This is a genomic window from bacterium, from assembly GCA_021371935.1.
Taxonomy (GTDB): Bacteria; Armatimonadota; UBA5829; order UBA5829; family UBA5829; genus UBA5829.
The window spans coordinates 1-26516 of sequence record JAJFVF010000019.1; the positions used below are offsets into that span (position 1 = coordinate 1).

The window sequence follows — 26516 nt, forward strand, 5'->3', positions numbered from 1 at the left end:
CGGCTGGATCACCTCCTTTCTAAGGATAAGAGTTTGGTTTGAACGGTTGGCTTTGGCCAGAACAAGATTCAAAGCAACGGAGTATCCGATGGTCGATACTCATAACCATACTAACGCTTGCACTGTTTAGTTTTTAGAGAAACAAGAGGTTGGAGGACTTCCAACCTCTTTTTGCATGGTGCAGACACATGGTTGCAGCCCCTAACAAGTCAAATATCTGCGCTGTTGTTGTCACATATCACCCCGACAACAATTTCCCGAAAAGACTTCTTGCTGTGGCGTCTCAAATTGATGCTGTGGTCATCGTAGACAATGCGTCTGGTGAGGATGCTGTAGAGACGCTCAGGAATGCGGTTTCGGATGTTGGTGCACATATCCTGCAGAACCCCAAAAACATAGGTATTGCGTCAGCATTGAATCGAGGTGTGATCTGGGCAAAAGAGCACGGCTATGACTGGGTTCTGACGCTGGACCAGGACACGATATTGCTCGATGATGATGTTGTAGGTACATTTGCCGATGTCTATGACTCCTGCGGCATGAAGCTGAATATTGCATGCATAGGCTCAAATTATATAGATAAGCTCCAAGAGAAGCCTTTTATAGATGAAAAGGGCGAGGATGATGAGCCTTGGGCGGACGCACCGACGGTCATAACCTCCGGCACCCTCTTATCCATTGCAGCAGCAGAGAAAATCGGTCCTTTCAGGGATGAGTTTTTTATCGACCATGTGGACGATGAATACTGTCTACGAGCACGTCGATTCGACTTTGTCTGCATAATGACAAGACGTCCGTTGATGGTCCACACATCCGGTGCTCCCAGATATCACGAATTTCGCGGCAGGCGACTAATCACTTCCCATCTACCGGCAATACGGCGGTATTACAGGACCCGCAATTTGGTGACCCTTATCCGCGAATACAGACATACAAACCCGGACTGGATACGCTTTGCCGTCACTGTCCGCTACAAAGAGACTCTTCTGATGCTGCTGTTTGAGAGAGATAAGTTCCAAAAAACGTTGGCGGTGCTGCTGGGAATATTTCATGGTCTCATCGGCAGAACAGGACCACTGAACAAAAAATAATCCGATCACAGCCCACGTGACAATTGCAATGCATAGTGCTAAACTATTGAAGTTCACCAGGTCTATGTAACCTGGTGTTTATTTTTGTTAATGCTGTGTGCTGTCACAATATAATCGGCATGCTTGCACGAGGGTCTGTATACCGTGTAAACTGTGACAGTATAGTTTGGAGGTATTCATTCTTGTTATCCATAATCAGGCGGCTTCTTTTCGGCAGACCGCTGCCCACATCCAGGCAAAAACATGAGCGTTTGCCGAAGTTTTTAGCTTTGCCGGTGTTTGCTTCGGATGCGCTTTCATCAAATGCGTATGCAACTGAAGAAATTTTGCTGGCTTTCGCTCTGTTGGGAGCCGGCGCCGTAGCCTGGCAGGCGGTTATCTGGATAACACTGGCGATTGTTGCCCTTTTATGGATCGTCGTAATCTCATATAGGCTCACGATATTCTCGTATCCGCAGGGTGGCGGCAGCTATATAGTGACCAAGGAGAATCTGGGTCTGACGCCGGGATTGTTTGCAGCCGCTTCACTGCTTACGGATTATGTTTTGACTGTTGCCGTAAGTATTTCGGCTGGTGTTGCTGCGATTGTGTCGGCATACCCTCAACTTGCGGAGGATCGTGTGCTGATCGGAGTGCTGGCAGTAGCGATTGTAGCGCTGGCGAACCTCAGGGGCTTGCGTGAGTCAGGAGCGCTTTTTGCTGTGCCGACATACTCGTTTGTGCTCACTGTGGGCACGATGATTATTGTGGGTCTTATAAAGGTGGCTACCGGTCATGCGCATCCTGTCCATGAGACATTTGGTGAAGTCACCCGTCCCATTACAGGACTAGCGTTTTATCTTTTGATCATGCGGGCATTTGCAAGTGGGTGTGCGGCTATGACAGGGACCGAGGCTGTCGCAGATGGCATTCCTGCATTCAAGCCGCCTGAGTCCAAAAATGCTGCTGCCACACTGGTGATTATGGCCACGATTTTGGGATTTCTTTTTATAGGGATCAGCATTCTGGCAAAAGCATATCAGGCTGTTCCTTATGAGAGCGGTCATCCGACTGTCGTGTCACAGATTGCGCAGGGTGTTTTCGGCAGGGGCTGGTTTTATTTGGCCATCCAGATAGCTACGGCTGCTATTTTGATACTGGCTGCAAACACGGCATATCAGGACTTTCCGAGGCTAAGCTCGATCCTGGCACGTGACAGGGTTGCTCCAAGACAGTTTGCCGGCATCGGCGACAGGTTGGTTTTTTCAAACGGAATACTTATGCTGAGTCTTCTTGCAGCTTTGTTGATCGTGATCTTCCATGCAGACACATCGTCTCTGATCCCGCTGTATGCTGTCGGGGTATTCATATCATTCACGCTGTCGCAGTTTAGTATGAGCAAGCGTCTGAGGTTACTCAAGCAGCCACATTGGAGAATATATTCGAGCATCAGCCTGTTCGGTTCCATCGTAACCGGCATTGTGTCCGTGGTGATTGCAGTAATGAAGTTCACTGCCGGGCCGCGGATACCGCTTGGTCCAATATACATACCGACCGGCGCATATATAGTTCTGCTGCTGATACCTGCAATCGTGTATGTTCTGCTGAGGATCCATCAGCATTACATTGAGCTCGGCGATCAGCTCAGGATAACCGAGTTTGTTGAGCCGGAGCCGGTGCGCACGACTGCGATTGTGTTGACATCAGGCATTCACAAGGGAATTTTGCAGGCGCTGGAATATGCGCGAACTCTTTCTCATGACTGCCGTGCGCTATATATAGAGATCGACCCAAATGACACTCCGCTCATACGTGACCGTTGGGAGCAATTTGGTCTTGGGGTGCCGCTGGTCATTTTGGAATCTCCTTTCAGATCGGTTATAGGTCCGACTCTGGCTTATCTTGAGGAGGCGAAGAAGGAGCGTCCTGGGCATATTGTGACGGTTGTCGTGCCGGAGTTTGTGCCGCTCAAGTGGTGGCATAAAGCTTTGCATGGCCAGTCGGGATTTTTCCTTAAGGTTGCTTTAATGTTCAGACGCGATATCGTAGTGACCAACGTCAGGTATTATCTGGAGAGATAATGATTATTGAAGCAAGAGAAGACACAATAACCCTTCGTGGGAGCATAAAGAGCAACATATGGCCTGCCATCCAGGCTGCCGCTGCGCTTTTATTGGAGAATCATCCGACGGGGATAATAATCGACTGCTCTGCGCTGGTAAAGATTACTGCCAAAGGTGCGGAGACATTTGCTGATGCGTTCAAATACATCAGGGAGCGCAATGCACGCATAATTGTTGCGGCGCTTTCACCTGAGTCTATAGAGATAGGCAAGGAGGTGCCTGGTGTAAGGTCGCAGCTTCCCATAGCCGAGACGGTAGCAGAGGCACGCGCATCACTTGAGCTTGAGGAACTGACACCCGAGCGCGGCAAGGCAAGGCTGGCGGCTGTGGTGCCGATGCTGGGCTTATGGCAGAGCGCTGTCAGTCATGCATGCAGACTGGCTGTCGGGAAAAGCATTGAGGTGCATCTTGTCGATCTAATAAAAGTTCCGAGGTCGATGCCTATAGGCACTCCACTGCCCGAACGTGAGTCCGAGGGTCAGGAAAGATTGGATCAGGCAAAGGCAATGGTTTCGGAGTTGGGATTTAAGGTATTCGGACATGTTGAGCGTGTAAGAGCCAAGTCAACAGGCTTGATCGAGTTTGTTGGCCGACTCAACGCAGATTACGCGGTAGTCAGCATTGACGATTCTGATCCGACAGTGCCGCGAATGGATGAGTCTGATGCGATGTCTCTTGTTGAGGCCGCGAGTTTTGAAGTGTCTTTGGTCAAAGGGGCTGTTGCCGAAAACTCAGCTCATTCCAAACATGCCGTTGTACCTGCGGTAGGTTCGTGGGTTCATGCTCTTGAGCATGCTTGCAGACTGGCCAAGGGTGAGGGTGCGTTGATAACTGTTGTCTCACTGATAGTTGTGCCCCGTACGGAGCCCATAGACGCTCCTCGTCCGGATGCCGAGGCTGCTGCGGCGGATGCTGCCAGGGAATCGAGCAGAATCGGTAAGCAGTATGGTGTCAAGGTCGAGCATGTCATCGAGCGTGTGCGCGATCCCATTATCGGTTTTATGAAGATGTTCGATACGGGCAAGATAGACCTGACCGTTGTGGGGATTATGCGTGAGACAGTTGGGGACTATCATGTTGCCCATGCCATAGCACAGAGCTTGCTGCAGGAACCGCCGTGTGAAACAATTTTCCTTCGCACAGGCAAATAACCAAGACACTATGACGTTATGAGGGAAAGACAGTAGTCAAGAGGAAGTAATGACGCAAGACAGAACATGTGAAGAGTGGACTAAACTGGTGGAGACGGTTGCAAAACTGCGCGGACCCGACGGCTGCCCTTGGGATCGCCAGCAGACCCATGAATCTCTCAGAAAGTATGCAATAGAGGAGACCTACGAGGTCGTCGAGGCAATTGAGACAGGTGACCCGGTCAAAATTGAGGATGAACTCGGCGATATGCTGCTGCAGGTGCTTTTGCATGCCCAGATAGCGAGCGAGTGTGGTCAGTTCGATATCGCCGGTGTTTGCAAGGGTATTCGCGAGAAGCTCCAGCGCAGGCATCCGCATGTATTCGCCGATACGCAGATATCTGGTGTGGAAGATGTGCTCACAAACTGGGACAAGATCAAGCATACCGAACCGGGTTATGAAGACAGGAAATCGCTGCTTGATGGTGTTCCAAAGAGTCTTCCGGCTCTTATGCGTGCGGCCAAGATGAGTAAGAAAGCAGCCAAGACAGGTTTCGACTGGCCGGATGTACATTCCATTTTCGGCAAGATCGAGGAAGAGACCGACGAACTCAAAGAAGCGATTGCCGGCAATGATAAAGCAAAAGTAAAGGAAGAGATAGGCGATCTGCTCTTTACAATAGTAAATGTCGCCAGGCATGAGGAGATCGACCCGGAGGAGTCCCTTCGTGCAATGCTCGACAAGTTCAGGGAGCGCTTCACTCAAATAGAGGATCATGCCAGGCAGGCTGGTCTGAGTGTCAGTGACCTATCCTTAGAAGAGATGGACTGCATCTGGAATAAGGCGAAGGCAGGAAACAGGCAATAGGGGTTAGGAAATAGATTGGGATGGCAAGGCTCCTGCCGAGCCACTGATCGGGTGCGATATCTGATCACACCGGAAGTAGAATCCAATCCAGGAGGTGTAATTATGATTCCGCGGTTCCTGATTACAGCGTTTATTGTGCTGGGTTCGACTTCGATCCCTGCGCATGAGGCATATCCCAGTGGTTTGCTTCAGGGTGTCAAGACCTCTGCCGACAGCTATGCCGTGAGTGCGCCCGTTGAGTTCACATTTGTCGTACGCAACACCACCGACAAGCCGATCACATACACATTTCCAAGTAGTAAACAGTTTGATCTATGGATCACTCTATCAGACCGTGAAATATACACTCTGAGCAAGCACAGAGTATATCTTCAAATGTTAACGAGCCTTACTCTCCAACCCGACGAGGTTAAGACATTCACTGCCACCTGGGACCAGAAAGACGATAAGGGAAAAGCAGTTGGTCCAGGAACCTACGCTGTGAGCGTTCAGTTGACGCCTAATGGTGACAAACCGCCTGCAGTAAGCGTAAAGTTCACAGTGGACGAGAAGACGCCGGCACTGGTTCCATTGACTGTGAAGGAAGTCGTCAAGCGTGTAAAAGAGTTTGAGGGCAGACGAGTTCGGATAGACGGAACTTACAGAGGTTTCCGGCCTGATCCGAATGATGCAAACACAAAGAATGGCCCTCCGGTAACCAGAAGTGACTGGGCGGTATGCGATTCCACCGGCTGTATATATGTTACTGGCCGGGCTGAGCTTGACCCTGAGAATGACATCGGCAAAAAGATCAGCGTGACAGGCAGAGTCAAAAAGACCGAAAAAGGACAGGTCTATCTGGTTCTCGATAGCATAACTTGATTTAGTATTTGATATTGTATATTGATTATTGTTTTCATTTGAGATGCAAAACGTACGTATTTCCCGTCTAGTATTGCTCAGTATTGCAGGTGCACTGGCCGGATTGATGGTCTTTTTGATCTTCAATCCGTCATACGTCCAGCAAGAGTCAAGCACTAATATGCCGATGCCCGGTGCGGCAAAAAATGTGTTTATTAGTGCTGTGCTGCTTGGCGCATCTTTTGCGGCGATGCTTGGTGGGGTGCTGCTTGTCGCGGATGAACTCACCTCGCCACCCAAACGGGTCATCATTAAAATGGCGACTGCGGCAGCGATAGGCGCTCTGGCGGGAACAATCGCAGGCATCATCGGCCAGCTTGCATTTTCTGCTATGGCTCTCACTCTTCCTGTGCTGGGAGTCATAATCGGCAGGACAATCGGCTGGGCAGTGATCGGCGCGGGTGGGGGCATGGGCGTCGGGTTTGCTATGGGTTCATGGCGGCGCGCCAGGATGAGCATGCTCGGTGGTCTGATTGGAGGCGCTGCGGGTGGATTTCTGTTTGATATGATCGCTTCAGTGACCGACGGCGGCAGTGCAAGCAGGTTTATCGGGTTTATCCTTATGGGCGCTGCAACAGGCGCGGCAGTCGCACTTGTCGAGGATATAGCCAAGCAGAACTGGGTCACAGTCCTCAGCGGACCCAAGGAGGGCAAGAGCTTTATCCTTACCAAGCCGACCACCATTATCGGCCGCGACGAGCTTGCCGACATACCTCTCTTCGGCGACCCATCACTCGCCAAACAGCATGCATATTTGCTGCTTCAAAACAACGATGTGACCGTGCAGAGCGCGAATGGAGTGAGTGTGGGCGTAAATGGTTCTGTAACACAGTCGTCTCAACTCAGGGACGGCGATCTGCTCACACTCGGACGGTTCAATCTACGATTCCATCAAAAAGCGGGCGCATATACGAGTTCGCTAAAATCGACCCCGCAGTCCCAACAGAGGTGGTTCGATAATCAGCCTCAATCGCAGTCAATCCCGACATATACGGCTCCGCAGCAGACGATTGTCCAACCGACTGCGACAGGAAGCCTTTCCTTGACAGTGATCGGCGGTCCTCATATGGATCAACAGTTCAGGTTCGGACCCGGCTCGATCAAGATAGGCCGTGAGGCAGGATGTGATATACTGCTTATTCAGGACACTATGGTCAGCCGCAGTCATGCCGAGATCATCTGGGACGGAACAGCCTGGAATATCAAAGACCTCGGCAGTAAAAACGGTCTATGGGTCGGAGGCCGGAGAGTGCGGGAACACAGGCTGCAAATCGGCGATCAAATAGGTGTCGGCCAGAGCATTTTGAGGGTCGATTCTATTTGACGCTGTATCATTTCCAATGCTATCATGTCTATGGTAAAATTGCTCCACAACTTTAAGGCAGGCGCATATGTTGACTTCCGAGACAAAACAGGATGTATCCTCTCTGGGTTCGCCAGGCTGCGAAATCGATCCCGCATTCAAGCAAAAGATCGCTGAGATATGCGGCGAGAACGTGATGAGCTGCTATCAGTGCGGCGAGTGCACAGCGGGATGCCCGGCGGCATTTAGTATGGATATTGCTCCCAATCAAGTAATGCGTATGGCTCAGCTAGGCATGAAGGACGAAGTGCTTGAAAGCTCGACCATCTGGCTATGCGCCGGTTGCGAGACCTGTGCCACACGCTGTCCGCGTGGAGTTGCTCTTTCCAAGGTGATGGATGCCTGCCGCCAGATAGCCGTCAAAGAGGGCAAGCATATCAAGCAGCCGAATGTATTGAAGTTTCACAAAGAATTTTTGAGGCAGGTAACCTGGCATGGCCGTGCACATGAGATCGGCCTTATGGGAATCTACAAGGTCAGGACCCTCGACTTTTTTTCTGATGTTTTCTCTGGAATCATAATGTTTCTTAAAGGCAAGCTCGGCCTGATTCCCAGTAGAGTGAAAGGACTTACCGAGGTGCGAGGGCTGTTCAAGAAGAGCTGAGAGCCAAGAGCCCAGAGTGGAGAGTGGAAAGCTGAAAGTGGAAAGTCCGGACTAGAATGCGAGACGTCTCAGTTTCAGTCATTCTAAAGCTGGAAAGCGAGACGTTCCAAATATGTCATTCTGAGCGCAGCGAAGAATCTGCTTTGACCCAATGTGATGACTAAAAAGCAGTTCTATATATACATACTGGCAAACAAGTCAAGAACGCTTTATGTGGGTGTCACGTCAGACCTGCTAAGGCGTGTATATGAGCACAAACACAAGCTGATTGATGGTTTCACGAGCAAATACAATGTTGACCGGCTTGTTTATTTTGAAGAATGCGGCGATGCGATCAGTGCAATCGAACGCGAAAAGCAAATAAAATCTTGGATCAGGGCAAAGAAAATTTCTATGATAGAAAATGTCAATGCGACTTGGAACGACTTGAGTGATAGCTGGTATGAACAGCAGATTCCTCGTCGTTCCTCCTCGGAATGACAGAGGCAGGACGTCTAATTATACATTATTCGATTAGCAAATGATGAAACGTACCAAATAAGTCATTCTGAGCGCAGCGAAGAATCTGCTTTTGACCGACGACCGTCAACCGACAACTGAGGACTAACAATCGATGAAATACGCATATTTCCCAGGCTGCAGCCTGGAATCGACAGGAAAAGAGTTCAACGAGAGCACCAAAATTGTTGCGGAGGACCTTGGGATTGAGCTGATCGAGATACCCGACTGGAACTGCTGCGGTGCAACATCCGCTCACAGCCTCGACCACAGGCTCAGTATAGCTCTTCCGGCGCGAAACCTCGGAATAGCCGAGAGCATGGGTCTGGATGTGGTTGCACCATGTGCAGCGTGCTATAATCGCATGCGCAGCGCCGAGGTCGAGATGAAAGCGAATTCCGACCTTCGCGACCAGATCAATTCAGAGTTGGCAAAGCCATATACAGGCAAGATAGGCGTCAAGTCTGCTCTGGAAGTCTTTTCCTATCCAGAAGTGCTCGAAAAGGTTGCCGAAAAGACCAGCCGAAAGCTATCTGGACTTAAACCTGCGTGCTATTACGGGTGTCTGTTAATCCGCCCACCCAAGGTGCTTGGTTTTGACGATCCTGAAAGCCCGAAGAGTCTGGATACGGCCATGGAGATGGTGGGCGCGGAGCCTGTGGAGTGGTATTTCAAAAACGAGTGCTGCGGCGCCAGTTTCGGTATTGCCAAGAGCGATATGGTAGTCAAGCTAGTTGGCGACATTATTTCGAATGCCAAGAAGCACGGTGCGAACTGTATCGTGACTGCATGCCCATTGTGTATGACCAATCTCGAAATGCGTCAGGCAGCCGCAGGCAAACTTCGTGGAGAAGACCTGACCATGCCGGTTTTCTATTTCACCGAGCTTTTGGGTCTAGCGATGGAGTCGCAGGGCGTGAAGAAGTGCTTTGCGAGTCACTTAGTGGATGTGAACTCTGCGCTGGATGCTATAGGCAAGTCTGATAGTCTGATGGTTGGATAGTTAGGAGGTAGCAATGAAGTATACTGTTATTCTGGAACGCGAAGATGATGGCGGATTTCATGCATTTGTTCCTGCACTTCATGGCTGTCACAGTCAGGGCGATACATTGGAAGAGGCTGTCGAGAATATACATGAGGCCATGGAAGCCTATGTGGAGAGCTTGAAAGCAGCTAACGAACCGCTGCCTGATGAGGATATATATGTCAAGCCTGTGGAGGTAGCTGCTTGAGTCCGGCGATACCGGCTATTACCGGAAAACAAGCTTCGGGAGCTGCAGAACGGGCAGGCTTCAGGCTGGATCGTCAAAAAGGGAGCCACAAGGTTTATTTGCGGGATTCGGATAAGAGGCGTGTGGTTATTCCCGACCACGCCGGCAAAATACTCAAGCGTAAGACTCTGACTGGTATTATTCAGGATATGGGCTTAACCGTTGATGACTTTATCGCTCTGCTTTAGCTTTGGCGATTTCGGGACTGAAGTCCCGAAACACCTCAATATAGCCAGCATTATTAGGCAAGCCGGCAGCAAGCAAGAGTTTGAAAAGGCCAGGAGGGAAAAATGAAGCGGTTTACGGTTGTGATTGAGCGAGACCCATCGGGCACGTTTACACTTACGGTTCCCGCCTTGCCGGGATATGTAGCCTGCGGATGTTCGGAAGAAGAAGTACTGGAGTTGGCACACGAGGGGATCCTATTCCATTTGGAGTGTCTGGCTGAGGAAGGTATTGAGCCTCCGTCTGCCGATAGTGCTGCTGCTAAGGTGATAAGTTTGGAGGTTGCGGCATAGCTCGTTCAGTCCCGAAACGAAACAATTGGAGGTAAGAGATGTCAAATGATCTTGAATCACGTGTTGCCTCGCTAGAGAAAGAACTGGAAATGCTGCGCAAGGCTGTGACATCGTTATCGCTGGATAGCGTCAGCGGTAACCTCAATGTGAGCTACAATATGCCGGCTGAGGAGTTTATTCTCCGAGTTAACGATGTCGGCGGTGACTCCAAAGTTGAGATATCTGGGAACGCGGAGCGTGTCAGTGTTGATTTAGATGATGTGGGAGGCGACTTTGAACTTAACTGTTCTGCCTCCGTTGAATCGATACATGTTTCGACTGAAGATGTTGGTGGCGACCTTGTATGCCATTCGAGTGGTAAAGCATCAGTAACAGCCGGAAGTGTGGGCGGTAATGTAACACAAAATGAATAGACTGCAGAAGCGTCTCGGCTGTTTCGGACTCACAGAATGTAGGGCTCGAGAGTAGAGTGTTTATCTGCGCTGGATATCCCTTGAACCAATTATCAACCTAGAACTAATAACCAAAAACTAAGAACTGAGAACTAATATGCGAATTGGCGTTTTTGTTTGCTGGTGTGGATCGAATATAGCTAAGACTGTGGATGTGGAGGCCGTGGCTGAGGCTGCGAAGGAATTTCCTGGGGTAGTATACTCGACGAACTACAAGTATATGTGCTCCGAGCCTGGTCAGAACATGGTCAAGGACGCGGTCAAGGAGCACAAGCTCGACCGGATTGTTATAGCTTCCTGTTCGCCCAGACTCCATGAGCCTACTTTTCAGCGGTGCATTGGCGATGCGGGTCTGAATCCGTATATGGTCGAGATGGCGAATCTGCGCGAGCACTGCTCATGGGTTCACGAGAAGACTCCCGAAACCACTGAAAAGGCTATCGAGCTTGTGCGGATGGCCGTGGCTAAGGTTTCCAAGGATCAACCTCTCTTTAGGAATGATATAGGCATTGAGAAGCGAGCACTGGTTATCGGCGGAGGAATTGCCGGTATTCAGGCTGCACTGGATATAGCCGATGCGGGTCATCCGGTGGTCTTGGTCGAGCGGACGCCATCTATTGGCGGGCACATGGCCCAGTATGATAAGACCTTCCCCACACTCGACTGCGCCGCATGCATTCTCACACCTAAGATGGTAGACTGTGCCAGCCACCCTCTGATCGATATATGGAGCTACTCCGAAGTCGAGAAGGTGGAAGGTTTCGTCGGCAACTTCGAGGTCACGATTCGCAAAAAGGCCAAGAGTGTGGACGAGAGCAAGTGCACAGGCTGCGGTCTATGTCTGGAGAAGTGCCCGATGAAGGGCATTCCGAGTGAATTCGACGAGAACGTGGGCACTCGCCGCGCGATATATAGGCCGTTTCCGCAGGCGGTTCCGAATAAGCCTGTGATCGACCGCGAGAATTGTCGTATGTTTCAAACCGGCAAGTGCGGGGTCTGCCAGAAGATGTGCCCGACCGGCGCCATTGACTACGAACAAGAGGATCAACTGCTCACTGAGAAGTTCGGCGCGATAGTGGTAGCGACCGGTTTCAAACTTTGGGACCATGCCAAGCTGGGCGAATACGGCTACGGTAAGTATCCCGATGTGATTTCAGCGATCCAGTTCGAGAGGATCATGAATGCATCCGGTCCGACCGACGGCCATATAGTGCGCCCATCCGACGGAAAGACACCCAAGTCGATTGCGTTTATATCATGCGTCGGCAGCCGGGATGACGAGCATGGCCACGCATATTGTTCCAAGGTCTGCTGCATGTATAACGCCAAGCAGGCACTTCTGGTCAAGGACAAACTGCATGATGTCGAGACTTATGTCTTTTATATGGACATCCGAGCCAACGGCAAGGGTTATGAGGAGTTCGTGCGACGGACAATTGAAGACTTCGGCGCAAACTATATACGCGGCCGCGTGAGCAAGATATATCCTGACGACGGTCAGATGGTGGTGCGTGGAGTCGATACCCTGCTCGGCAAGCCAGTTGAGGTTCGAGCCGATCTTGTCGTATTGGCGACGGCCATGGAGCCGCAGGTCGATGCCAAGGATCTTGCGCGAAAGCTGGGAATCTCTAACGACCAGTATAATTGGTTCAGTGAGGCTCATCCCAAGCTCAAGCCTGTAGAAGTATTGACAGACGGCATATATCTGGCTGGAGCATGCCAGTATCCGAAAGATATTCCCGATACTGTCGCTCAGGCATCCGGCGCTGCGAGCAAGGTTACAGGTCTATTCAGCAAGCCTGCCATCAAGAGCGAGCCTATGATCGCATATATTAACGAAGACACTTGCGCGGGCTGCGGTTTGTGCGTTGGAGTCTGTCCATTTGGAGCGATTGATCTTGTCGAGGTGATGGACAGAGCCAAGTCAACTCGCGAGAACAAGGTGATGAAGACAGTCGCGTCTGTCAACGAGGGCGTTTGCAAGGGCTGCGGAACATGTTCAGCGGCCTGCCGGTCTCTCTCAGCTCGCCTGCGAGGTTTCGAGGGCAGCCAGATACTTGCGGAAATAGATGCTCTTGCAGATATGGCGAAAGTGGAGAAGTAGCCTTACAGGTCGAAACCGGAAGGGCGAGGCTCCCACCGAGCCGGTATAGCTGAGAGCATGATAGTGGAAAGTGGAAAGCTGAGAGTGGAAAGTCCAGACCAGGAGACTCGCGTTTTATACTAAGTATCGTGGATGGGAGGGCGAGGCTCCTGCCGAGCCGGTTCAGCGTTCTGCATATAGTCATTCCGAGCGGAGCGAACGCGGAGCCTAGGGATCTGCGTTTTGATCGTACGGCAGACAATTACCGGGCTACTTGGCGCGGCCAATTTTGCAATGGGAGAAAGTGCAAATGAATACAGTTTTTCTGTTATTGGCATTTGCAGTTTTGATTCCGTTAATTGTGATACTGGTTGGTTTCTTGTTGGTGAACAACGCTAGTAAATTTGCTATGTGGACGCAAAAGTGGGAAGCGCGAAAGCGCGAGCGCAGAAGAATTGGTGGACTAGTCTATCGTATTTATTGTGATTTATTGGGTGTTGTAATATTTATGGTAGCTCTTTTAGGATTGTATGTTGTTCAACACCCACCCTTTTTGCCTGCAAGTTCCAGACTACACGCAGTGTGGATAGCGAGCACTTTGCTAGAGTTTGTGCTCATTGTTGGTTTATGGCTTATAAATATGGTTCTCGACTACATATCAGATCAGCAGAGATGCACAAGAGAAGACAGCTAATATGTGTTAGGTGTTTCGGGACTTTAGTCCCAAAACGGCTGATAGTTCATACACATTGAAGCAACTGCCATAACATCAAAAGCAGAAAAGGCTGACATTGTTTGTCGCTGTGTTGGTTGGAATCGTAAGGCTTTCTGCTTGCGGCAGGTCGGATGAATGGTAGCGATGAGTAATAGGAGCAATATGTTGTCCAATAAATCGTTCCGATACATATTAATCGGTCTGGTCATGTTTGCACTTGTGGTACCTGTATTCGCCACGCCTGTGCCGATTATCTGCACACCCGGCAATAAGTTGGAGTACGACCGCTGGAAGCTGCTAAACGCGAGTATCCAGATTGGCGGCAAGACAGTCGCCACTATGTATGATACAAGTTCAGGCTCATCCGTGTATGAGGTCATATCCCAGGACGAGGGTGCATCTACCGTGGTCTATAATTACCGTGAAACATTGGATATGAAGTCGACCAGCGGCAGCAATTCGACTGATAGATCTGATTTGAAGATAACCAGTGGTCCTGATGGGCTGCACATACTTTCGATAGTCGAGGATTCCGCTGGCGAATCTGAGCCGGATAATCAGACCTATGACCCGCCGCTCTTTTATTTCAACACAGTCGCGGCCAATTCAGGCAAGTCATGGGATGTCGGCATGATGCGCACCGGTGATATAAAGGCATTTGTTTCAGCAAAGGGTGCGGGTAAAGAGGCTGTTACGGTTCCCGCTGGCACATTTAAGGATTGCTTAAAGCTGGTTTATACCAGTGACGATATATCCGGCACAGTGGATATGTGGGGCAAAACTTTTACGATAACCTCCGGCCACAGGCGTGGTACCTACTGGATCGCGGATGGAGTGGGGGTTGTAAAGGAGATGGAGGTTGTCACTTCAGGAGCCGAGGGAACGGGTCCTGACGGCAAGCCTGTCCAGCTCAACACTTCGCTGTGCAGCATAGGCGAACTCAAACCCGGATATGTTGTGAAGAAATAGTCAGCAGTTAGTGGTTGGCAATTGGCGGCTAAACCGATGTCGACAACCGATTTTGACTGCCAACAGCCGACACCCGACAGCCGACATAACAGAGAGATAATATGACACAAGAAACAGCAGTTATTGAGAATGCGACCCAAGATGCTGGCGCAAAGAGTGAGTGGCAGCCGAGAATACTCGGCATACTATGCAACTGGTGCAGCTATGCTGGTGCTGACCTTGCCGGGAGCGCGCGATTGCATTATCCTGAGACTATAAGGATCGTGCGTGTGCCGTGCTCCGGCCGTGTCGACCCGATGTTCGTATTGAAGGGCTTTCAGAAGGGTTTCGATGCAGTGATGGTGCTCGGATGTCATCCGGGCGACTGCCATTACGCCAAGGGTAACTATTATGCCCGCCGCCGGATAGCGCTCGTCAAGGATTTGCTGAAGAGCCTGGGAATCCCGGAGGAGAGGTTCCATTTCGAGTGGGTATCGGCCTCCGAGGGAAATCGGTTTGCCGAGCTTGTGACCGAGATGACCGAAAAAATCAAAAAATTAGGGCCATTTGAAGGTGTCACACCTTAGTTATCAGTTGACAGTTGACGGTTAGCCGATGGGCGACTGCCGACTGCTAACTGCCAATTGCCAACCAAGGAAACAATATGTCTGATATAGAGAACAAGATTCGAGAAGAAGCAAAAAAAGCGCTTGAAAGCAGTGATCTCAGCGTTGTCATAGGCTGGGGCGCGGGCAGCGTGCCGTTCAAGACTACGCCTGTGTTCATAGATAAGGCCGAGGATGTAGACAAACTCGTCTGGAATCCTGCATGCGTCAACAACCTGGCTATATATCTGCCTAAGTTGGCTGCAGACAAGAAAGTCGGTATAGTAGCCAAACCATGCGACATCAGGAGCATAATTGCTCTCATCCAGGAAAAGCAGATCAAGCGTGAGAACGTGTATATAATTGGTTTGGGATGTGCAGGTGTTGTGGATGCATTCAATCTCGACAGCCAGGACTTCCATCTGCAGGATGTAACAGGTCTGGATTGGACGAATGAAGGCCTGAAAGTCAGCACGACGAGCTGCGACTATACGCTTTCCTGTTCAGACTGCCTGCGCGATATGTGTCTTGTGTGCACCAAGCGTGAGCCTGCAATGTTCGATGTCAAGCTGGGTGAAGCCGCCAAGCCATCGGAAATCCGTGAGAGCCTGATCCCGGAGCTTGCCGAGGAGCGCAAAGCGTATTGGAATGAACAGTTCTCGAAATGCATTAGGTGCTATGCATGCCGCCAGGTCTGCCCTGCTTGTTACTGCAAGGTCTGCTTTGCCGACCGAGTCGAGCCTAAGTGGACCGCGAAGAAAGCAACTGCCGAAGAGGCATGGATGTTCCATGCCACCAGGATGATGCACTTAGTGGGACGATGCATAGGCTGCGGTGAATGCGAACGAGTGTGCCCGGTTGGCATACCCATAGCCGAGCTAGCTCGTGAGATGGCAGAGGCTGTCAAGAAGACATACGATTATGAGGCTGGCGACCCGAATCAGGAATCTCCCGTGCTGGGTCAGTATAATGAAAACGATTTTGACCCTGCGCATCATGGGTAGGTGTGAGGTTTCGGGTGCCGGGTGCTGGTAATGGGTGAGCGGATAATAAAATAGATGGCTGAAAACATTAAAAGTTATCGAGACTTGAGGGTTTGGCAATCCGGCATTGACCTGGTGGAACTGATTTATAAGGTCACAAGTGACTTTCCAAAATCTGAGACGTATGGTCTGGCGAGTCAGATGCAGCGAGCGGCCGTTTCCGTTCCATCCAATATTGCCGAGGGGCAAGCTCGCGAGCATTTGAAAGAGTACCTACATCATAATCAATGGCTCAGGGTTCCATTGCCGAACTCGATACTCAGACAGAGATAGCACTCAGGCTTGGATATATTGCATTTGACATCTCACAAGAGATTACAAAGCAATCAACAATGCTTGGAAAGCAGCTTTATGCTTTGCGTAATGCTTTATTAAGAAATGCAGGCTGATTGGAACGGGAATTCTGACACCCGGTACCCGACACCCGGCACCAAGAAGGTACATATGAGCGAGAAAATCATCTCAAAAGATAAAACTCAGGATTGGATAGCTGCACTGATGCAGTCACATATAATTGTGGCTCCTATGGAGCGTAAAGACGCACCTGCTGAGTTCAGGGAAATCAAGGCCGGTGACGAGCCGATTATCGACGGCAGCAAATCCATGATGCCGCCCAAAGACTGGTTCCTGCCGCGCTATGAGACTTTGTTCAAGGTCTGCAGAGGCGCTGAGGGACCGAAGGTCGAACCGGCAGTTCCAGAGTGTAAATCTACGGTTGTGCTGGGTATGTGGCTGCCCGATGCTGCGGCAATTCGTGTGTTGGATCAGGTGTTTCTGGATGACAAATTCAAAGATCCGTATTATGCTGCTCGCCGCGAGAACACAGTGCTGGTGGCCGTAATGCCTGCCGAAAAGCGTTGGAGTTGGTTCTGCAATTCTGTGGATGATGTCGAGAAATGGAAAGACAGTGTCGATGTGCTTATGTATGACCTCGGCGACAAATTCTATGTCGAGGGCATCAGCGCAAAGGGTGAGGAAATTATCACGGGGGCATATTTTGGTGAGCCGAGTGAGGCTGATACGATAGCTCGCAATCAAGTTTGGGACCTCTTCGCCAAGTGCGAGAAGCTGCCGTTTGCAGGCAAGGCGTTGTATGACAATCTCGCTTGGGAAGACCCGGTCTGGGACGAAATTTCGCAGAAGTGCATTGCCTGTGGAATGTGCAGCTATATGTGTCCGAGCTGCTCGTGCTTCGATATACAGGATGAGACCTGCGGCTCGTGCACCGAGCGCTATCGCTGCCGTGACACCTGCCAGTTTGAAGACTTTACACTTATGGGCGCCGGTCATAACCCGCGCAACAATCAGCTCCCGCGCTCACGCCAGAGGCTATTGCATAAGTTCAAGTATCAGCATGAGCAGTTCGGTGTAGTTGGCTGCACGGGCTGCGGTCGATGCGTGGAGTTGTGCCCGGTGAACGTGGACATCCGCGACGTGCTTACTCGTACATGCTCGAAAGAGCGTGCTGAGGAGCCGGTAAAAGCAGATTGAAGCATTAATCCTAAAGTTTTTGTTCACACATAGTAATTCCGAACTTATAATCCGAATTGCAGTATTGTATTGATTGAGATGTATCAGCAATTCGGATTAGTGAGGAATCTGCTTTGCGCGTGGTGGACGTTCGCTTGGAACAGTTTGCGGAGATGCTTCAGAACATGTTAGTTTCATCAATTTGTATCGGGAACAAGTTTCTGCTACACCGAGCGTGGTAATCTGATTCATGGTGTATAGGAGCTACAAATGAACAGAATCTTCACGTGGTTGCTGATTATTATGACAGTCGTTGTGGGCTTATATCTAGTATTGTTTCCTGTCGCTTTGGATTCGCATGCTAAGGATCCATCGAACTTCCATGCGAGGGAGAATCTGTTTCGTTTACTGCCAACAGACGCCAATATTTGGTTTATCCGGTGCCTTGGCATAATATTATTCACTTTTGGCGTTTTCTTAGCGCGATCAGAGATTGCGCAGGCAAGACGTCGTTAGATTGGGTGTAATAACATGACACAAACAACAACTGAAAAATCAAGCACGCATGCGTGCACATGCAATCCGTACGAGCCGAAGCTGGCCGTAATCGAGAAGATAATCGAGGAGACTTGGGACACAAAGACTTTCAGGGTGGTCTTCCAAGACGAGCAGCTTTGCGAGAGCTTCCATTACGAGCCCGGTCAGTTTCAGGAGGTCTCGGTGTTTGGGGTAGGGGAGTCTACATTCTGCCTGACCTCCAGCGCCACCCGCAAGGGCTATATCGAGTTCTCTGTGAAGAAAGTGGGGTCTGTAACGGAGGCTCTTCATGAGATGAGCGAGGGCGATATAGTGGGAATCCGTGCGCCGCTTGGTAACTGGTTCCCATATAACGAGTGGAAGGGCAAGAACCTGCTCTTTATAGGAGGCGGCATCGGCATGGCTCCTATGCGCTCGCTGCTCAATTTCTGCCTGGACAACCGCGCAGACTATGCGGATATCATGACCATATACGGCGCTCGCACTCCCGGTGATCTTTGCTACAAGTATGAGTATGACGAGTGGAATACCAAGGGCAAACTGTATTTGACGGTAGACCAGGGCGATGACGACTGGAAAGACCATGTCGGCCATGTTCCCGGTTATCTCAAGGAACTTGCTCCAAAACCGGAGAACACGATTGCTATCACGTGCGGTCCTCCCATTATGATAAAGTTCGCATTGGTGGAACTGGCCAATCTCGGGTTTACCAACGAGCAGATTTACACCACGCTCGAGATGAAGATGAAATGCGGCATAGGCAAGTGTGGGCGATGTAATATTGGCAGCAAATTTGTCTGCCTTGACGGTCCAGTCTTCTCATATGCCGAAATCAAGGAGCTTCCGCCTGAGTTCTAGTTTACGAAAACGGTTTAATGGTCGGATAGTTCATAGTCTTACGATCAAAAACACCTCGATTTTACGAGAGCAAATAGAGCTCAGAAGGAGTTTCCCTTCCCGGTAAGCTTATTACTGGGAGGGCGAAGCTCCTGCTGAGCCGAACTGAAACCTATCAAACCGAAATCCGACGCAGTATTCTACAATACCTTATCACCTGAAATTGTTGGTCCCGCGCCCGATGTATTATTGGCCGATTGATAGTCGTGTATAAATTCGTCAACTACTTCACCCACGGTATCGCTCAGATGCCCGACATTCTCCGGACTGACTACAGCCACAATCCCGCTTGCCCAGGTTGTTGCAGGGCAGGGTTTGTCCGGGTTGCGGGCAAGTGTAGTGACCTGAATCAGCTCTGCGTCGATGCTGCAGGCGTGCACTCCGGTCTTGCTCTTGATCGAACTCAGTGCAATCAAAAGAATGCCGTCCTTTGACGAGAGTGAATCGCTCTTAGGCAGCATTTTTATTCCGGCAGTGTTAAGTTTTTTTGTAACCGCCGATTTCAGCATATCAACTGTAAGCCCATCTTTCATAATTTCTGGGCTGATAGTCTGGACGATCACATATACTCCGTTCAGTCCGCGTAGTGAATCGAGTTCAAAGTCAGTGCGTGCTCCCCAGGCCATTCCCGAAGCCATAAGCCCGAGGAAAACTATTATGATAACAGCCGTAAGGCTCGTCTTTGCCCCAGCCATTTTCCACCTCCACGAGACGACTGTGGACACATCTCCAGTCGTCCTACAAAGATAGGTTACCCAATGGCGGGGCATGGTTTCTATGATATTTCACATTTTTTGCAATACGCTTGCCGGTTGATGCCGGACGGACGTATAATGCTACATAAAATATTATATAATATAGTTGCAGGCTATATGGGTAAAGCGTTATGCTTTATAGTATATTGCGCCGGGTTACAGCTTGAACCGGGCGGCAGGTTTTTCAGGGGGGATTGTAATGATAGTAGGTGTTCCAAAAGAGACGAAAGAGGGTGAGTATCGCGTATCTATGGTTCCTGCGATAGTGGAGTCACTGGTCAGTGGCGGCCATGATGTTGTGGTTGAGACCGATGCGGGTCGAGGGAGCGGTGTGGCGGATGATGCATACACCGAGGCCGGTGCGCGTATGGTCAGTCGAGCTGAGGAAGTATTCGCGGCTGCGGATATGATCGTGAAGGTAAAGGAACCAATCCCGAGCGAATACCCTTTGATACGCAAGGGCCAGGTGATTTTCACATTCTTTCATTTTGCCGCAAGTGAAGAGCTGACACGCGCCATGGTCGATAGTGAGGCAGTATGCATTGCGTATGAGACAATCGAGGAATCAGACGGTTCTCTGCCGATACTGACGCCGATGAGCGAGGTAGCGGGCCGTATGGCTGTTCAAGAAGGCGCAAAGTACCTTGAGAGGCCGATGGAGGGCAGGGGCATCCTGCTTGGCGGTGTGCCCGGTGTCGCTCCTGCAAATGTGGCGATAATAGGCGGAGGCATAGCCGGCTCCAACGCAGCCAAGATGGCCGCCGGGTTGGGTGCGAATGTGACAGTGCTTGATGTCAACCTGGACAGACTCAGATACCTGGACGATGTAATGCCTGCCAATGTCCGCACGATCATGTCGGACAGCTATAACATTCGCATGGTTTTGCGTGAATCTGACCTGGTTATTGGAGCGGTGCTGCGCCATGGTGCGCGCACGCCGGTTCTTGTCACTCGGGATATGCTCAGGCTGATGAAACCGAGGTCAGTGCTGGTCGATATTGCAGTCGACCAGGGTGGGATATTCGAGTCGAGCCGTCCGACGACGCATGCGAACCCAGTTTTTGTTGAGGAGGGTGTGGTGCACTACTGCGTCGCGAATATGCCTGGTGCGGTGGCAGGCACATCTACTTACGCGCTTACAAACAGCACTGGCCGATATATCATTGAGCTTGCGAACAAAGGCTGGCATCGTGCGATGCGAGAAAGCAGCCAGCTCAAGGGCGGTTTGAACATTGCGTGCGGCAGTGTTATATTGTCCGAGGTGGCTGAGCTTTTTAGCTACGAGCGCGCTGAGTTGGGCAGTATATGCAAAAAAGTTGTATAGGTCATTGACAAACAGCCGTATTGGAACCATAATAAGATTACTGGGAAATGAGCATTGTTGTGTGATGTGAGTGCATTTGTAACACAAAATAACAATCCATATTACTATATATAGAGCATACTTTTGCACTCGGGAGGGTTTTGTTATGAAAAAAGGGTTTACCTTAATCGAGTTGCTGGTTGTTATAGCGATAATTGCCATACTTGCGGCGATACTCTTTCCTGTGTTTACCAGCGCAAAACAGACTGCGAACCGTGCGTCATGTTTGAGCAACATAGGTCAGGTCGGCAAATCAATCCAGGCGTATGCCAGTGATAATAGTGGCAGGATACCCAAGTGGTATGATGGAACGCATACTTGGGACAAAGCTATCTGGGATTACCTGAAGAACAAGAAAGTGCTCACCTGTCCTGTCAACAAAAAGCCCGGCTACGAATATGTCCGTTCCTACGCGATGCCAAAAAACATCTCGGGTGAGGCCGTGGAGCAGGCGCCGAAAATCTCTGCGACAGTGCTGCTTTTTGAAAAAGGTTCTCGGGTAATATTCGAGATGGGAGACTCCTGCGGTGAGTGGTTCAGTCAAACGACCGGCGCCGATTTGGACCCATCGAACAAGTATTGGCATAACGGTGGCAAGACATTTGCTTTTTGCGATGGGCATGCGGCGTTCTTCAAGTATCCGGGAGGGCCTTTCAGTTACAACTACGAGAATAATTTCACAGCCTGGTCAGGTAACTATGTTCACAATCCGGGCTATGGCAGTCCCGGTTACTGTGGCTTTGCAGACTCAACGGGCGCGGGTGACGTTGGATCAGTTACGGGTGCAAATTTGCCGAGGTAGCAATATCATTCCGGTTCGATCAAGGTAACGCCATTGCCCGTCCTGGGCTTGACGAACAGCGCCAACATCACAGTCGCGATCAGTGAGGTAGCTGCGCCATAATAGAACGGCGCGCTGGGTCCGATTTTATCCCACAAGAAACCGGCTATGATGCTCGCCGGCAAAAGTGCGACTCCAGTGAAAGTATAGTATGCTCCGACAGCGGTTCCTCGGAGATTAGCAGGTGCCAGGTCTATTGCATAGGCTCTCAGGATGCCTTCTGTCATACCGTAGTATATTCCGTATATAGTGAACCATATCCACACGCCCATAGTGGTGTTAATACGTGCCATTGCCGCATAGACGATTGAGAAGACCAGCCACCCTGCTATAATGACGGGACGCCTGCCGATCTTGTCCGATATTATCCCGCTCCTGAGTGAGACCAGCGCGGAGACAGCATTGAATACGACATACACCCAGAGAAACTCAAGAAACCCCATATTGATGGGTGCGCTTCTTGCACGCAGGACCAGAAATGCGTCGCTTGAGTTGCCGATAGCGAACAGGGTTACTATTACAAGAAACAGCTTAAATCGTCTGTCCAGAGATGAAAGGTTGATATCTGGCCTTGTTGTGCTGTCTTTATGAGCCTTTTCAGGCACGAAGATTACCAACACCAGCCATGCCAGCACTGCCGGGACAGTCGCTGCAAGAAATATGACGTGATATATGCTTCTATTGCGTGTGCCGAGTGCATGGGGAGTTGCCCTGCCTATCAGCATCCAGACAATAATGAGTATAATCAGCGGACCCAATGCAGCTCCGGCAGTATCCATAGCTCTGTGCAATCCGAATGCTCTGCCCCGATTCGACTCATCGACCGCATCGGCGATAAGCACATCCCTGGGAGCGCTGCGGATTCCCTTGCCGAACCTGTCTGCAAACCTGATCCCCAGCACATCCGGCCATGATGCAGCCAGCAGGTAAAATGGTTTGGTCAGTGACGAGAGTCCATAGCCAATTGCGGTAAGCAGTTTCGGCCTGCCGGACTTGTCGGCCAAATATCCTGCCCATACACGCAATATTGATGCCGTGCTTTCGGCAATTCCTTCAATTAGCCCGATGCTGAGCGTCGAGGCTCCTATAACGAATTTCAGGAACTGCGGCACAATCGGGATCAACATCTCGCTGGAGACATCGGTGAGGAAGCTGACGATCCCCAGTGTGAAAACAGTTTTGCCTACCCCTAAAATTTTGCGTCTTTCATTCATGGCATCAAAGCAATTTACGCTATGTAAATTGCACGTCTCGGTTTGGATTCCGTATTCAGAAACATGTCTCTGGCCGTAATTTACTTAACACCATCCATATTCATATCCGGCTTCATACATGGCGACAACACCCCCGACAGGTCCCACAGATTTGATGTTGTGGCAAGGAGCAAGTATATAGCCTCCACCCTGCCCATGAAAGACCAGCTTGTCACCGAAGTCATTTTCGGTCATTCGCGTTCCATGCCTGAGGTGTTACCAAGACTTGATTAATCATCTTGAGGCATTCCACCTTCGCTCATGCGGAATAATCCTTCGCTTAGATGTGTGTTATGGGAGTGCGTCCTTCCCGCCGAGCATTCTTCTGAACTGATTTGTTATTATTGTATTGCCTCTGTTGCCGTGATACAATATGCGGAACAGGAGGCAGCCTGCAATATGACACCTAGAGAACGCTTCACCGCAATCATGAACTTCAAACGGCCCGACAAACCGTTCATTTGGAACTTCCCGATCCGCCAGGCCACGATGGACGAGTGGCTGAAACAGGGTCACCCTGAGGGTGTGAAAACGGAGGATCTCCTGGACTATGATTGGTTCGAAGGTATCCCTCTGTATGTTTCTCACTATCCTCTCTTCGAGAAGCAGGTCGTGGAGGAAAAGGACGGCCACGTGACCTATTATGACGAGGAGGGTGCGCTGCGCATGGACGGCATCGATGCGCAGGACAGCGGGTTCGTCACGCGCAAATGGCTGAAGTTTCCTGTCGAGAGCCGTGAAGACTTCATCAAGATGAAGGAACGCTACAACCCTGAAGACCCAGGCCGGAGGATGGATGGTTTCGACGACGCGATCCATGCCACCCACACATCCGAGCGGCCGTATCTGCTTGCAATAAAAGGGTTTTATTGGACGATGAGGCAGTGGCTTGGCTTTGAGGGGCTGTCAGTTGCGTTCTATGATATGCCCGATCTGATCGATGATATGCTCGACTTCATCTTGGACTACAATATCCGTCTTCTTCGAGCGCATGTCGCAGGTGCGAGGATAGACAATTTTATAATTGGTGAAGATATGGCGTATAAGACCGCATCGATGGTGTCACCGTCCGTGGTGCGTGAGAAGTTTGTTCCCAGGTACAAAGAGCTTATCCAGGAAGCCAGGAGACTGTGCGCGGAGACCGTCACCGTTGACTGTGACGGTCACATATCCGAGCTTATTCCTTTGTGGATCGAGTCAGGCATCGATGGCACCAGTCCCGTGGAGATTGCTTCCGAGCAGGATCTTGTGTCATACGCGGAGCAATTCCCGGGATTTAGCTTTTTTTGTGGAATCGACAAGCGTGTTTTGAGCCGTGGACGCAGTGAGGTCGAGGCGGAGATCGTGCCCAAGGCGAAGGCGCTATATTCGCGCGGCGGCTGGATTCCGGGAATAGATCACGCCGTTCCTGCCGATGCCAAGTTTGAGAATTTCAGGTATATGATCGAGTTGCTGAAGGAGCTATGGTAATCTGAGCTGAGATGGCTATGCGCAATAATTACACTTGACAACCTCCAGCGTCATCCGTTAAGTTATGCATGAGCTTTTATGTGAAGAATATGAGCAATACGCACAGGAGGAATCACTTGAAGAATTGGTTGGCAGTATTGATGTGCATCACTTTTGCTGTTCCGGCGTGCTCTGCTGAGTTCAGCTATGTCGATCTCGTAAAGAGATACACCGACCTTGAGGGGCTTGCGGCGCTTCCGGTTATGGGTGAGAAGTGTCAGCAGGCTTCCAGCTATGACCGTGCAAGTAAGTATGACGAGTCGACCGGCAAGTATGTGGCATGGGATGCAAATGGTGATGGCGGCGGCGTCATCCGAATGGAGGGTGATGAGTCGGTCTTTGCCGAGATGGAAGGTCCCGGCTGCATATGGCGCATATGGAGCGCATTGGCAGGCAGGGGGAAGCTAAAAATATATCTCGATGGGGCTCCCGAACCTGTAATCGACATGCCGTTCCACAGCTATTTTGACTACAGTGTTGATGCATTTGATCTGCCTTCACTTATCAACATTGTTGCTCTGGGCAGAAACTGGTATGTTCCGATCCCTTACCAGAGGTCCTGTAAGATCATGGCCGAGAAGGATTGGGGAGGCTATTTCCAGTTCACGTATACAACCTTTCCCAAGGACACAATCGTTCCGACATTCAAGAAAGATATGTCGCCCGAAGACAAGGCTGCTCTCAAGCAGACGGACAAGTTCATGACGTTCAGGCTCGGCCGTGACCCGGCTGGTGTCAGAAAAGGCGAGACATCGGAGACCAAGTCTCTGATCCTTGCGCCCGGGTCCAACAATGTCGTGACCAAACTCACCGGTCCCCGTGCAATAACAGCCATCAGACTGGCTATAGACCCTGCATGGGGCGAAAATGCAGAAAAGCAGCTTCGCGAGGTTGTATTGAAGATAAGTTGGGATGGCGAGAAGCTGCCCAGCGTATGGGTTCCGCTCGGCGATTTCTTTGGCGCGGCTCCCGGTATCCAGAAGTATAAATCTCTGCCGATGGGTGTGACCGACAAGGAGATGTATTGTCTGTGGTATATGCCTTTTGCAAAGGATGCGGCGATCGAGCTTCAAAATGATGGCGCAAAGGCATTCCCGGTCAAGCTGAGTATAGCCAGCGCTCCCCTCACACGCGACATTAATGATCTGATGCGCTTCCATGCGAAATGGCACAGGGACGCATTTCTTCCGACGGAGCCTGAACGCGCAATAGACTGGACCATGCTCAAGACAAGCGGCCGGGGTCGTTTTGTTGGAGTGATGCTGGATGTGCGCAATCCCAAAGGCGGCTGGTGGGGCGAAGGCGACGAGAAGTTCTTCATCGACGGCGAAAAGTTCCCGTCCACATTCGGCACCGGTTCTGAGGATTATTTCGGTTACGCCTGGTGCTCACCGGACTATTTCCAGGATGCATTTCATAATCAGACTCGCCAGGCTCCAGATAACAGGTGGGCCAGTCTGAACCGCTGGCAGATAGCGGACAGTGTGCCGTTCCAGAGGAGCTTCGAGGGCGATATCGAGAAATACTGGCCGAATGATCGCCCGACGCTATATGCGTCCACTGCATACTGGTATCTTGCAGTCGGCGGCGAGGATCCGTATGAGCCAGTCGAACCTGTTTCGGAGCGTACGGACTATTGCTCGTTGGATGATACAAAGTAACACAATCACCTATATAGAAATGCCGCTGGAATGGCAGAA

General features: G+C 50.6%; 27 protein-coding genes and 1 pseudogene. 25 read left to right on the forward strand and 3 right to left on the reverse strand.

Translation table 11 applies throughout. The annotated features are described in order from the left end of the window. Positions 1-188: 188 nt before the first annotated feature. The 21 genes and pseudogenes from LLG46_12395 to LLG46_12495 all read left to right on the forward strand — a co-directional run bounded on the left by LLG46_12395 (position 189) and on the right by LLG46_12495 (position 19056). Positions 189-1091: a glycosyltransferase family 2 protein gene (locus LLG46_12395; GenBank protein MCE5324097.1), complete on the forward strand. Its 903-nt coding sequence runs from the start codon at positions 189-191 to the stop codon at positions 1089-1091. A 182-nt stretch (positions 1092-1273) separates the two neighbouring features. Continuing rightward, positions 1274-3151: an APC family permease gene (locus LLG46_12400; GenBank protein ID MCE5324098.1), complete on the forward strand. Its 1878-nt coding sequence runs from the start codon at positions 1274-1276 to the stop codon at positions 3149-3151. Continuing rightward, positions 3151-4344, forward strand: coding sequence for a universal stress protein (locus tag LLG46_12405; protein ID MCE5324099.1), 1194 nt, complete (start codon positions 3151-3153; stop codon positions 4342-4344). Before LLG46_12400 ends, LLG46_12405 begins: the two co-directional genes overlap by 1 nt. Before the next feature lie 49 nt (positions 4345-4393). After that, the gene (gene mazG, locus LLG46_12410) at positions 4394-5191 is read left to right on the forward strand and encodes a nucleoside triphosphate pyrophosphohydrolase (protein MCE5324100.1); all 798 of its coding nucleotides are present in this window, start codon (positions 4394-4396) and stop codon (positions 5189-5191) included. 102 nt (positions 5192-5293) lie between these two features. After that, positions 5294-6052 (forward strand): hypothetical protein, encoded by a 759-nt coding sequence (locus LLG46_12415; protein ID MCE5324101.1) that lies wholly within the window; start codon positions 5294-5296, stop codon positions 6050-6052. A 106-nt stretch (positions 6053-6158) separates the two neighbouring features. Beyond that, entirely contained in the window at positions 6159-7415 is a 1257-nt protein-coding gene (locus tag LLG46_12420) for an FHA domain-containing protein (protein MCE5324102.1), read from the forward strand. Positions 7416-7482: 67 nt separating this feature from the next. Beyond that, positions 7483-8058, forward strand: a complete 576-nt coding sequence (locus LLG46_12425) for a 4Fe-4S dicluster domain-containing protein (protein ID MCE5324103.1) — start codon at positions 7483-7485, stop codon at positions 8056-8058. A gap of 156 nt (positions 8059-8214) precedes the next feature. After that, positions 8215-8538 carry a GIY-YIG nuclease family protein gene (locus tag LLG46_12430; GenBank protein ID MCE5324104.1) on the forward strand — a complete coding sequence of 108 codons (324 nt, stop codon included), beginning with the start codon at positions 8215-8217 and terminating at the stop codon, positions 8536-8538. Between the two features lie 133 nt (positions 8539-8671). Next, the gene (locus LLG46_12435; GenBank protein ID MCE5324105.1) at positions 8672-9559 is read left to right on the forward strand and encodes a CoB--CoM heterodisulfide reductase iron-sulfur subunit B family protein; all 888 of its coding nucleotides are present in this window, start codon (positions 8672-8674) and stop codon (positions 9557-9559) included. A gap of 13 nt (positions 9560-9572) precedes the next feature. Further along, positions 9573-9788 carry a type II toxin-antitoxin system HicB family antitoxin gene (locus LLG46_12440; protein MCE5324106.1) on the forward strand — a complete coding sequence of 72 codons (216 nt, stop codon included), beginning with the start codon at positions 9573-9575 and terminating at the stop codon, positions 9786-9788. Continuing rightward, positions 9785-10015, forward strand: coding sequence for a type II toxin-antitoxin system HicA family toxin (locus LLG46_12445; GenBank protein ID MCE5324107.1), 231 nt, complete (start codon positions 9785-9787; stop codon positions 10013-10015). Before LLG46_12440 ends, LLG46_12445 begins: the two co-directional genes overlap by 4 nt. Positions 10016-10117: 102 nt before the next feature. Beyond that, positions 10118-10345: a type II toxin-antitoxin system HicB family antitoxin gene (locus LLG46_12450; GenBank protein ID MCE5324108.1), complete on the forward strand. Its 228-nt coding sequence runs from the start codon at positions 10118-10120 to the stop codon at positions 10343-10345. A gap of 38 nt (positions 10346-10383) precedes the next feature. Next, positions 10384-10758: a hypothetical protein gene (locus tag LLG46_12455; protein ID MCE5324109.1), complete on the forward strand. Its 375-nt coding sequence runs from the start codon at positions 10384-10386 to the stop codon at positions 10756-10758. A 136-nt stretch (positions 10759-10894) separates the two neighbouring features. After that, positions 10895-12901, forward strand: coding sequence for a CoB--CoM heterodisulfide reductase iron-sulfur subunit A family protein (locus LLG46_12460; protein MCE5324110.1), 2007 nt, complete (start codon positions 10895-10897; stop codon positions 12899-12901). A gap of 289 nt (positions 12902-13190) precedes the next feature. After that, complete coding sequence (locus LLG46_12465) at positions 13191-13574, forward strand: hypothetical protein (protein ID MCE5324111.1); 384 nt, start codon at positions 13191-13193, stop codon at positions 13572-13574. 165 nt (positions 13575-13739) lie between these two features. Further along, positions 13740-14564 carry a hypothetical protein gene (locus tag LLG46_12470; protein ID MCE5324112.1) on the forward strand — a complete coding sequence of 275 codons (825 nt, stop codon included), beginning with the start codon at positions 13740-13742 and terminating at the stop codon, positions 14562-14564. A gap of 101 nt (positions 14565-14665) precedes the next feature. Continuing rightward, positions 14666-15130 carry a hydrogenase iron-sulfur subunit gene (locus tag LLG46_12475; protein MCE5324113.1) on the forward strand — a complete coding sequence of 155 codons (465 nt, stop codon included), beginning with the start codon at positions 14666-14668 and terminating at the stop codon, positions 15128-15130. 77 nt (positions 15131-15207) lie between these two features. After that, positions 15208-16152: a Coenzyme F420 hydrogenase/dehydrogenase, beta subunit C-terminal domain gene (locus LLG46_12480; GenBank protein ID MCE5324114.1), complete on the forward strand. Its 945-nt coding sequence runs from the start codon at positions 15208-15210 to the stop codon at positions 16150-16152. 54 nt (positions 16153-16206) lie between these two features. Then, positions 16207-16580: pseudogene (locus tag LLG46_12485) on the forward strand (four helix bundle protein). A gap of 55 nt (positions 16581-16635) precedes the next feature. Further along, positions 16636-17682 (forward strand): 4Fe-4S dicluster domain-containing protein, encoded by a 1047-nt coding sequence (locus LLG46_12490; protein ID MCE5324115.1) that lies wholly within the window; start codon positions 16636-16638, stop codon positions 17680-17682. A gap of 510 nt (positions 17683-18192) precedes the next feature. Beyond that, a complete protein-coding gene (locus tag LLG46_12495; protein MCE5324116.1) occupies positions 18193-19056 on the forward strand; it encodes an FAD/NAD(P)-binding protein in 864 nt (287 codons plus the stop codon). 179 nt (positions 19057-19235) lie between these two features. Here the strand turns inward: LLG46_12495 and LLG46_12500 are convergent, their stop codons facing one another. After that, entirely contained in the window at positions 19236-19790 is a 555-nt protein-coding gene (locus tag LLG46_12500; protein ID MCE5324117.1) for a hypothetical protein, read from the reverse strand. A gap of 259 nt (positions 19791-20049) precedes the next feature. Between LLG46_12500 and ald the strand changes: the two genes are divergently transcribed. Together ald and LLG46_12510 are read left to right on the forward strand one after the other, a co-directional pair. Then, complete coding sequence (gene ald / locus LLG46_12505) at positions 20050-21174, forward strand: alanine dehydrogenase (GenBank protein ID MCE5324118.1); 1125 nt, start codon at positions 20050-20052, stop codon at positions 21172-21174. 145 nt (positions 21175-21319) lie between these two features. Then, a complete protein-coding gene (locus LLG46_12510) occupies positions 21320-22015 on the forward strand; it encodes a prepilin-type N-terminal cleavage/methylation domain-containing protein (GenBank protein ID MCE5324119.1) in 696 nt (231 codons plus the stop codon). 5 nt (positions 22016-22020) lie between these two features. Here LLG46_12510 and LLG46_12515 read toward each other — a convergent pair whose 3' ends face one another. Both LLG46_12515 and LLG46_12520 read right to left on the reverse strand, forming a co-directional pair. Beyond that, positions 22021-23268: an MFS transporter gene (locus tag LLG46_12515; GenBank protein ID MCE5324120.1), complete on the reverse strand. Its 1248-nt coding sequence runs from the start codon at positions 23266-23268 to the stop codon at positions 22021-22023. Positions 23269-23352: 84 nt separating this feature from the next. Continuing rightward, positions 23353-23502, reverse strand: a complete 150-nt coding sequence (locus LLG46_12520; protein MCE5324121.1) for a hypothetical protein — start codon at positions 23500-23502, stop codon at positions 23353-23355. Positions 23503-23706: 204 nt separating this feature from the next. Between LLG46_12520 and LLG46_12525 the strand changes: the two genes are divergently transcribed. Next, positions 23707-24777: a hypothetical protein gene (locus tag LLG46_12525; GenBank protein MCE5324122.1), complete on the forward strand. Its 1071-nt coding sequence runs from the start codon at positions 23707-23709 to the stop codon at positions 24775-24777. 116 nt (positions 24778-24893) lie between these two features. Then, positions 24894-26477, forward strand: a complete 1584-nt coding sequence (locus LLG46_12530) for a DUF2961 domain-containing protein (protein ID MCE5324123.1) — start codon at positions 24894-24896, stop codon at positions 26475-26477. The last annotated feature ends 39 nt before the right edge of the window (positions 26478-26516 follow it).